Source organism: Lishizhenia sp. (assembly GCF_033720595.1).
Taxonomy (GTDB): domain Bacteria; phylum Bacteroidota; class Bacteroidia; order Flavobacteriales_D; family Crocinitomicaceae; genus Lishizhenia.
This window is the reverse complement of the sequence record NZ_JAWWCF010000177.1, coordinates 1-6341: the sequence shown is the minus strand read 5'-3', so window position 1 is coordinate 6341 and position 6341 is coordinate 1. Positions and strand designations below refer to the sequence as shown.

At 37.6% G+C, this 6341-nt stretch carries 15 protein-coding genes and 1 pseudogene; all 16 read right to left on the bottom strand.

Going from position 1 to position 6341, the window contains the following annotated elements; all coding sequences use genetic code 11:
- Nucleotides 1-254 (bottom strand): annotated as a pseudogene (locus R3333_RS11755) (preprotein translocase subunit SecY); the annotation flags it as partial.
- A 76-nt stretch (nucleotides 255-330) separates the two neighbouring features.
- The gene (gene rplO, locus R3333_RS11750) at nucleotides 331-777 is read right to left on the bottom strand and encodes a 50S ribosomal protein L15 (protein ID WP_318958971.1); all 447 of its coding nucleotides are present in this window, start codon (nucleotides 775-777) and stop codon (nucleotides 331-333) included.
- Nucleotides 778-798: 21 nt separating this feature from the next.
- Complete coding sequence (gene rpmD, locus R3333_RS11745; RefSeq protein ID WP_318958970.1) at nucleotides 799-975, bottom strand: 50S ribosomal protein L30; 177 nt, start codon at nucleotides 973-975, stop codon at nucleotides 799-801.
- Nucleotides 976-987: 12 nt separating this feature from the next.
- Entirely contained in the window at nucleotides 988-1506 is a 519-nt protein-coding gene (gene rpsE / locus R3333_RS11740) for a 30S ribosomal protein S5 (protein WP_318958969.1), read from the bottom strand.
- A 5-nt stretch (nucleotides 1507-1511) separates the two neighbouring features.
- On the bottom strand, nucleotides 1512-1865 hold the full coding sequence (gene rplR, locus R3333_RS11735; RefSeq protein WP_090248861.1) for a 50S ribosomal protein L18: 354 nt from the start codon (nucleotides 1863-1865) through the stop codon (nucleotides 1512-1514).
- Between the two features lie 17 nt (nucleotides 1866-1882).
- Nucleotides 1883-2434 (bottom strand): 50S ribosomal protein L6, encoded by a 552-nt coding sequence (gene rplF, locus R3333_RS11730; protein WP_318958968.1) that lies wholly within the window; start codon nucleotides 2432-2434, stop codon nucleotides 1883-1885.
- 27 nt (nucleotides 2435-2461) lie between these two features.
- Complete coding sequence (gene rpsH / locus R3333_RS11725) at nucleotides 2462-2860, bottom strand: 30S ribosomal protein S8 (protein WP_318958967.1); 399 nt, start codon at nucleotides 2858-2860, stop codon at nucleotides 2462-2464.
- A gap of 18 nt (nucleotides 2861-2878) precedes the next feature.
- Entirely contained in the window at nucleotides 2879-3148 is a 270-nt protein-coding gene (gene rpsN / locus R3333_RS11720; RefSeq protein ID WP_318958966.1) for a 30S ribosomal protein S14, read from the bottom strand.
- A 3-nt stretch (nucleotides 3149-3151) separates the two neighbouring features.
- On the bottom strand, nucleotides 3152-3703 hold the full coding sequence (rplE, locus tag R3333_RS11715) for a 50S ribosomal protein L5 (protein WP_318958965.1): 552 nt from the start codon (nucleotides 3701-3703) through the stop codon (nucleotides 3152-3154).
- Complete coding sequence (rplX, locus tag R3333_RS11710) at nucleotides 3703-4020, bottom strand: 50S ribosomal protein L24 (protein WP_318958964.1); 318 nt, start codon at nucleotides 4018-4020, stop codon at nucleotides 3703-3705. Before rplX ends, rplE begins: the two co-directional genes overlap by 1 nt.
- Before the next feature lie 13 nt (nucleotides 4021-4033).
- Nucleotides 4034-4402 (bottom strand): 50S ribosomal protein L14, encoded by a 369-nt coding sequence (gene rplN / locus R3333_RS11705; protein ID WP_090248849.1) that lies wholly within the window; start codon nucleotides 4400-4402, stop codon nucleotides 4034-4036.
- Nucleotides 4403-4411: 9 nt separating this feature from the next.
- On the bottom strand, nucleotides 4412-4669 hold the full coding sequence (rpsQ, locus tag R3333_RS11700; protein WP_318958963.1) for a 30S ribosomal protein S17: 258 nt from the start codon (nucleotides 4667-4669) through the stop codon (nucleotides 4412-4414).
- A gap of 26 nt (nucleotides 4670-4695) precedes the next feature.
- Entirely contained in the window at nucleotides 4696-4890 is a 195-nt protein-coding gene (rpmC, locus tag R3333_RS11695; protein ID WP_318958962.1) for a 50S ribosomal protein L29, read from the bottom strand.
- An 8-nt stretch (nucleotides 4891-4898) separates the two neighbouring features.
- A complete protein-coding gene (gene rplP / locus R3333_RS11690) occupies nucleotides 4899-5327 on the bottom strand; it encodes a 50S ribosomal protein L16 (protein ID WP_318958961.1) in 429 nt (142 codons plus the stop codon).
- Nucleotides 5328-5353: 26 nt separating this feature from the next.
- Nucleotides 5354-6061, bottom strand: a complete 708-nt coding sequence (gene rpsC / locus R3333_RS11685) for a 30S ribosomal protein S3 (protein ID WP_318958960.1) — start codon at nucleotides 6059-6061, stop codon at nucleotides 5354-5356.
- A 6-nt stretch (nucleotides 6062-6067) separates the two neighbouring features.
- Nucleotides 6068-6341: uL22 family ribosomal protein (locus R3333_RS11680; protein ID WP_318958959.1), on the bottom strand; the 274-nt coding region annotated here is incomplete at its 5' end.

Below are 6341 nucleotides of genomic sequence, written 5' to 3'. Positions count from 1 at the left end.
TGTACAGCAGGAACTGCCATACCTAATAACTGCATAATGATAGAAGCGGAGATGTAAGGCATGATACCCAATGCTAAAAATGAAGCATTAGTAAATCCTCCACCTGATAACAAACCAAGTAAACCTTCAAACGTACCAGCTGATTCTGATAAATCCGAAGTTAACTTAGAACTGTCTACACCAGGTAGAACAATATAACATCCTATACGATAAACAAGAATAAGAGAAAGGGTTATTACTAACCTCTTTCTCAATTCTTCAACTTTCCAGATATTCTTAATATTTTGTATAAACTTTTTCATTTTGGGTTAAAATAGTTGGCAAAGTTAATTAGATTTCTGTACAATTCCCACCTTTATCTTCAATTCCTGCTTTTGCAGTTGTTGAAAACTTGTGAGCAGTAACGTCTATCTTCGATTTCAACTCTCCTCTTCCCAAAATCTTAACTAACTCATTACGAGAGCACAAACCGTTCTCACGCAATACTTCAGGGTTTATTTCTGTTACTCCTTTTTTGTCAATTAAATTCTGAATAATATCTAGATTAATTGCTTTGTACTCTACACGGTTAATGTTTTTAAAACCGAACTTAGGTACACGTCTCTGCAATGGCATTTGACCACCTTCGAAACCAATCTTTCTTTTATATCCAGATCTTGACTTAGCTCCTTTGTGTCCACGAGTAGCTGTACCACCATGTCCTGAACCTTGACCTCTACCAATACGCTTATCGCTTTTGATAGAACCTTTTGCTGGAGTTAAATTATTTAGATTCATCTTTCTTAATTTTTATAGGTTCTACTCAACTACTTCAACTAAGTGTTGAACTTTTTTCACCATACCAAGGATTTGAGGAGTTGCTTCCTTCTCAATTACTTGGTTTAACTTTCTAAATCCTAACGCTTGGATCGTTCTCTTTTGTCTTTGTGAACGATTAATAGCGCTTCTTACTTGCTTAATTTTAATTGTAGCCATTTTCAGATATTATTAACCGTTAAACACTTTATCCATAGAAACTCCTCTTTGCTTAGCTACAGCTACTGCATCTCTCATTTGAGACAAAGCATCCATAGTTGCCTTAACCACGTTGTGTGGGTTAGAAGATCCTTGAGATTTTGCCAATACGTTGTGGATACCAACACTTTCCAATACAGCACGCATCGCACCACCTGCGATTACTCCTGTACCGTTAGAAGCTGGCTTAAGTAGAACGCGAGCTCCACCAAACTTACCTTTTTGTGCGTGAGGCACAGTATCGTTAATGATTGGAACTCTGATTAGGTTCTTCTTCGCATCATCAATTCCTTTAGAAATTGCTTCTGTTACTTCTTTTGCTTTACCTAATCCGTGACCTACAATCCCGTTCTCATCACCTACTACTACGATAGCTGAGAAAGAGAAAGTACGACCACCTTTAGTTACTTTAGTAACTCTATTAATACCAACTAACTTATCTTTTAGTTCGATATCAGATGATTTTACTCTATTAATATTGTTTGCTGCCATAACAATTAAAATTTAAGTCCGCCTTCTCTTGCTGAGTCAGCCAACGATTTAATTCTACCGTGGTATAAGTATCCATTTCTATCGAAAACTACTTTTTCCACGCCTGCTTTGATTGCTGCTTCAGCGATCATTTTTCCAACAAATGCTGCTTGTTCTACCTTTGGTAATTTCTCAGCGTCTTTGTTTCCTAAAGAAGATGCAGATGCAATAGTAACTCCTTTATTATCGTCAACGATTTGTGCGTAGATTTGCTTGTTACTACGGAAAACTGTTAATCTTGGAGTTTCTGAAGTACCAAAAATATTTTTTCTGATTCTTCTTTTGATCTTAGCTCTTCTTGCTTCTTTACTAAATGCCATTTAATCAAAAATTAAGATTATTTACCTGCTGCTTTACCAGCTTTTCTTCTTACTTCTTCACCTTGGAAACGAATACCTTTACCTTTGTAAGGTTCTGGTTTACGGAAGGAACGAATTTTGGCAGCTACTTGTCCTAACAATTGTTTATCGTGTGATTCCAATGTAACAACTGGTGCTTTACCTTTTTCAGTAGCAGCAGATACCTTAATTTCTTTCGGAAGTTCTATCATAATTGGGTGAGAGTAACCTACAGCCAAATCTAATCTCTGACCTTGTGTAGTTGCTCTGTAACCTACTCCAATTACTTCTAAAACTTTCTTATACCCTTCCGATACTCCAACAATCATGTTTTGTACCAAAGCACGAGATAACCCGTGTTTAGCTCTGTGATCTGGAGACTCAGATGCGCGGTTAAAAGTTAACACACCGTCATTTTGCTCTACAGTGATTGCTGAATCTAAAACTTCAGTCAATTCACCTTTAGCTCCTTTAACAGTGATTGTTTGTCCGTCAACTTTCACTTCAACTCCACTCGGGATTGTAATGGGGGATTTACCTATCCTTGACATTTTAAACTTTTTACTTATTCTTAACTATTAGTATACGTAGCACAATACTTCACCACCTACGTTCAATTTTCTAGCTTCTTTATCAGTGATAACACCTTTAGAAGTAGAAACGATTGCGATTCCTAAACCATTCAAGATTCTAGGTAACTCATCAGAGCTACTGTACTTTCTTAAACCTGGCTTAGAAACTCTTTGCAATTTTGTGATTGCAGGTACCTTCGTAGAAGGATTGTACTTCAAAGCGATCTTAATTACGCCTTGTTTGTTATCCTCTTCAAACATGTAGTTAGAGATGTAACCTTGATCAAATAAGATCTTAGTTAATGCCTTCTTTGTGTTTGAAGCTGGAATCTCAACTATCTTGAGTTGAGCACTACTCGCGTTACGAACGCGAGTAAGAAAATCTGCTATAGGATCTGTTACCATATCTTTCCTAAAAAACGATTACCAACTTGATTTTTTAACTCCTGGGATCTTACCAGCTAATGCCATTTCTCTAAAAGTTACCCTTGAGATACCAAACTGACGCATGTAACCTCTTGGACGACCAGTTAAAGAACATCTGTTGTGTACTCTAACTTTAGATGAATTCTTTGGCAACTTCTGAAGAGCATCCCAATCACCAGCTTCTTTCAAAGCGGCTCTTTTCGCAGCGTATTTTTCTACTAACGCTTCTCTCTTGCGCTCACGCGCTTTCCTTGATTCTTTAGCCATTTCTTATTTTTTTGTAAATGGGAATCCAAATGCATCTAACAATGCTTTTGCTTCTTCATCACTTTGCGCTGTTGTAACGAAAGTAATGTCCATTCCTAAAATTTTATTAACCTTATCTATATCAATCTCTGGGAAGATGATGTGTTCTTTAACTCCCATGTTGAAGTTACCACGTCCATCAAATCCTTTTGCAGGTACTCCTTTAAAATCACGAGTACGCGGCAAAGATACAGAAATGAAACGATCTAAGAAATCGTACATTTTATCTCCACGTAGAGTAACTTTAGTACCTACTGGCATCCCTTTTCTCAATTTGAAGTTAGAGATATCCTTTTTAGACATAGTTGCTACTGCTTGCTGACCAGCAATGATAGATAAATCTGCTACTGCAGAATCTACAATTTTCTTATCAGCTACAGCTTCACCTACACCTTGAGATAAAACTATTTTTGTCAACTTAGGTACACGCATTATCGTTTTGTACCCAAATTTTTCAGTCAATGCTGGAATAATCTCAGCACTGTACTTTTCGCGAAGTCTTGGTGTATAACTCATTACTTAATCTCCTCCCCTGACTTTTTAGAATAACGTACTAACTTACCAGCATCATTTAGCTTACGTCCAACTCTCGTTGCTTCTCCGTTAGCTACTACCATAAGGTTAGAGATGTGGATAGTTCCTTCTTTCTCTTCAATACCACCTTGTGGGTTAGATGCACTTGGTTTAGTATGACGTTTAATCATTTTTAAACCTTCTACTGTCGCGCGGTCGTTTTTCTTGTCAATAGCAAGAATTTTTCCTTCTCTACCGCGAGCCTCACCGCTAAGTACCTTAACAGTGTCTCCTACTTTAATGTGTAATTTCTTTTGCATGACTTTACAATTTTTAAAGTACCTCAGGAGCTAATGAAACAATTTTTAAGTAATTGTTTTCACGAAGCTCTCTCGCTACTGGTCCGAAAATCCTTGTACCTCTCATTTCTCCCGCTTGGTTCAATAGAACAACAGCGTTATCATCAAAACGAATGTAAGATCCATCTGCACGACGGACCTCTTTTTTCGTTCTTACTACCACAGCCTTGGCTACCTGACCTTTCTTAACTCCACCAGAGGGCATTGCGTTCTTTACAGTAACAACTATTTTATCTCCAACAGATGCATAGCGACGTTTTGTTCCACCTAATACGCGGATACACAACACCTCTTTAGCACCACTGTTGTCTGCTACTGAAAGTCTTGATTCTGTTTGTATCATTACTAATGATTATTTAGCTCTTTCAATAATTTCTACTAATCTCCAGTTCTTTGATTTACTCAAAGGACGTGTTTCCATGATCTTAACTGTATCACCTATGTTACAGTCATTATTTTCATCATGGGCCACAAATTTAGTAGTTTTTTTTACGAACTTACCATATTTTGGGTGTTTTACTTTTCTTTCTACAGAAATCACGATAGATTTTTCCATCTTATCGCTAGTAACAACCCCAATACGTTCTTTTCTTAAATTACGCTTTTCCATTTCAAGCTTATTTCTAAATTAACAGGTTACGCCTGCTTTTGTCTTTTTGTCATCTCTGTGTTCAATCTCGCGATTGATCTTCTCAACTCTCTGATTTGTAAAGGGTTCTCCAATGGAGAAACGGCATGCGTTAATTCTAACTTTGCCATTTTCTCCACAGATTCTTCAATACGGTTCTTTAAGTCTTCTACTGACAATTGATTGATTTCTTCTTGTTTCATTACCTTAATTATTTACCAGGTACTACATAATCCGGGCGAACCACGAATTTACATTTAACTGGAAGTTTTTGAGCTGCAAGACGCATAGCCTCTTTTGCAGTTTCATAAGGAACTCCTTCTGCTTCGAATAAAATTCTTCCTGGTTTTACTACAGCAACCCAGTGACTTGGAGCACCCTTACCTTTACCCATCCTTACCTCTGCAGGCTTAGAAGTTACAGGCTTGTCTGGAAATATTCTGATCCAAACTTTACCTTCTCTTTTCATGTAACGCGTAACCGCGATACGAGAAGCTTCAATTTGTCTAGAAGTAATCCATCCTGGTTCCAAGGTCTTTAATCCGAAAGATCCAAAAGCAACTTGACTCCCTCTGTGAGCTAAACCACGATTACGACCTTTCTGTGCTTTTCTAAATTTGGTTCTCTTTGGTGATAACATCTTCGAGTTTTTTAAAAGTCAATAACTTATTTCTTCTTTCTTCTTCCACCTTTGTTAGATCTTCCTCCTTTTTGAGAAGCCAATCCTACATTTGGTGATAAATCTCTCTTTCCGTAAACTTCACCTTTACAGATCCATACCTTGATACCGATACGTCCGTAAGTTGTGTGAGCTTCTGATAAAGCGTAATCGATATCAGCTCTAAATGTATGCAATGGTGTTCTACCATCTTTGTACATTTCTGAACGCGCCATCTCTGCACCGTTCAAACGACCTGAAATCTTAACTTTAATTCCTTCAGCTCCCATTCTCATTGTAGATGCAACAGCCATTTTGATTGCTCTACGGAAAGAAATTCTTGCTTCAATTTGACGAGCAATTCCATCTGCAACTAATCTCGCATCAAGCTCTGGTCTCTTGATTTCGAAAATGTTGATTTGGATTTCTTTTTTCGTCAATTTCTTTAACTCTTCTTTAAGCTTGTCAACCTCTTGACCACCTTTACCAATGATCACACCTGGGCGTGATGTATTGATAGTAACAGTAACCAATTTCAACGTACGCTCGATGATAATCTTAGCGATACTTGCTCTTGACAAACGTGCGCGAAGGTAACGACGGATTTTATCGTCTTCAACGATTTTATCCTTGTAGTCTTCTCCTCCGTACCAGTTAGATTCCCATCCTTGGATGAAACCTAATCTATTTCCTATTGGATTAGTTTTTTGTCCCATTACATCCTAATTTTTTACACCATCTACGACAAGCGTAACGTGGTTTGATCTTTTTCTAATTCTGTGAGCTCTTCCTTGAGGTGCAGCCTGAATTCTTTTCAACATTCCTGCTGGAGAAACCTCGATCGACTTAACGATTAATGTTTCATCCTCAAGAACCTTGTCTTCATTCTTCTGCTCCCAGTTAGCAATTGCTGAACGCAATAACTTCTCTAGACTCTTTGAAGCCTCCTTAGGATTATGTTGCAATATGTTAAGAGCCTTATTAACTTCTACTCCC